The 1,779-nt window shown below is 43.7% G+C and carries 2 protein-coding genes; both read left to right on the forward strand.

The window, feature by feature from the left end:
- Positions 1-282 precede the first annotated feature (282 nt).
- Positions 283-729, forward strand: a complete 447-nt coding sequence (locus HF312_21525) for a hypothetical protein (GenBank protein MCU7522792.1) — start codon at positions 283-285, stop codon at positions 727-729.
- A 236-nt stretch (positions 730-965) separates the two neighbouring features.
- Entirely contained in the window at positions 966-1,457 is a 492-nt protein-coding gene (locus HF312_21530) for a hypothetical protein (protein ID MCU7522793.1), read from the forward strand.
- Positions 1,458-1,779 lie beyond the last annotated feature (322 nt).

Genomic DNA, 1,779 nt, shown 5'->3' on the forward strand with positions numbered 1-1,779 from the left:
AATCGATTACACAGATAATGCATAAAAAGAATGCCAGCATTTTCATTAATATTTTACAGGTTCACAATAATCGAATCTGTGCAATCCACACCATCAGTGACCCGGGGGCGGGCTGCCGTCGCCCATCTCTATCTACCAGTTAGAGTTTTAACGGGCTTTAGGGGTTAATGGGTGGTGTCACTTTCTAAAAACCTTCAGTTCCGGGGTTGCTTTTTCCATGAAAGGTATTATATAATATAATTATAGGGATACCTATAATAAAATTATATTGGGAGGTAAAGTATGGAACTGAATTTGGAACAAAGACAGAAGTTATTGGACAGGATTGTGGTGGATTTGGAAGTACTTGTTGATGGACAGAGTGAGGAAGACCTGATGAAAGAACATTGGGACGAACTGAAAGAGCTTAATGAGTTGGTCGATGTGTTGACAGAAGATGAGGGTGTTATAGTTGAGCCTTCGCAGACATACGCAATTGGTAGGCAAGCCTATTGGGATGAATTAGCAAGGCGCCAGAACGAAGTTAAGGGGTTGTTAAAGGATAAGGAGTATAACGAGGAAACAGTAGATGGTACTGTAGCGGATTACTATGAGGAGCTTCGTTCATTGGATGATACATTGAAACTTTTACGTGAGGACTTAAGTAGGGCCAAAATAGCTAGGGACAAATATTTTGACGCATTGGAGAAGTACGACATGAGTGCGCGTTCCGAAGTGGGAAAACATTAGGAATAAATAGAAGGGACTCGTAAGAGTCCTTTTTATTGGGGTTTTAGTGGGCATTCCTATTTGTAAGGGTGGGATTCCCAGTTGGGCGGCGGAGTTGGGCCGCGGTGCTTGCTGGGCCACGAAGGTTGGTGGCACTTTCTAAAAACTTATAACTTCCGGGATTGCTTATCCCAATGAGAATAGTATATAATATAATTATAGGGGAAACCTATAATAAATTTTACGGGAGGTTTATCATGGAACAAACAGCAAGGGATAGTAAGAGTGAGTGTTTAGATGCGTTACATCAGGCGGTGCTCGTTAATGGGTTCTACGGGGCGGGCATGATCAACGAAATTCAGAGGTGGTTCAAAGGTACGGAATACAATGGATGGCGCTATATTGAGTTTCCCGATAGGAAGAAGAAAATAAGGTGCAATTATGCGGATTATGTTATAGGGTGCGAGACTAGGAAGGAATTGATAGTGCTCGATAAGTATGACGTGAAGACGGTATATGCGATTTGTCTTGATACGGCGGACATGATTAATGAGTACATACATACGGAAGAATACAGTGCGATAGTAGGTAAGCTCGATATGAGTATTGAAGATTTGGGATTTTATGCCGGTGAAGTGTGTAGGGCTTTTGATACAGCACTTGAATTGGGTAAGTTAGGGGTCGCTGGGTGTGAATATGCAGATGTAGTCGTGTGGTTAGCCGAAGCATCGGGGCTTAAAGTTAAGTAATGAACAGATAGGCGCGTATGGCGCCTTTTTGTTTGCCTCTTACCGGGCGTTTTAACGGAACTTCCAATGTTGAAGTTGGTTTTAATGGGTAGGTGGTTGGAAGTTGGTGGGTCCCTATTGGGCGTTTTATCGTGGGCTGTGCCTATTGGGCCGCAGAGTTGGGCGTGGGTGGCACCGGACCCGGGCCACCTATACCCTCTCTTAGGTCCCTTAGGTTTTACGGGCGTTTTATGGGTGTTTAAGTTGGAAAAAAAAAAGGGAAAAAAAAAGGGAGGGGGGGGGGGGTTTTTCCCTCCCTACTTTTTTTTTGCGACCTCCTGTT

The organism is Ignavibacteria bacterium, assembly GCA_025612375.1.
Classification (GTDB): domain Bacteria; phylum Bacteroidota; class Ignavibacteria; order Ignavibacteriales; family SURF-24; genus JAAXKN01.

Coding starts and splice junctions, on each gene's coding strand:
- HF312_21525 (MCU7522792.1), top strand. CDS start 283: ATGGAACTGAATTTGGAACAAAGACAGAAGTTATTGGACAGGATTGTG.
- HF312_21530 (MCU7522793.1), top strand. CDS start 966: ATGGAACAAACAGCAAGGGATAGTAAGAGTGAGTGTTTAGATGCGTTA.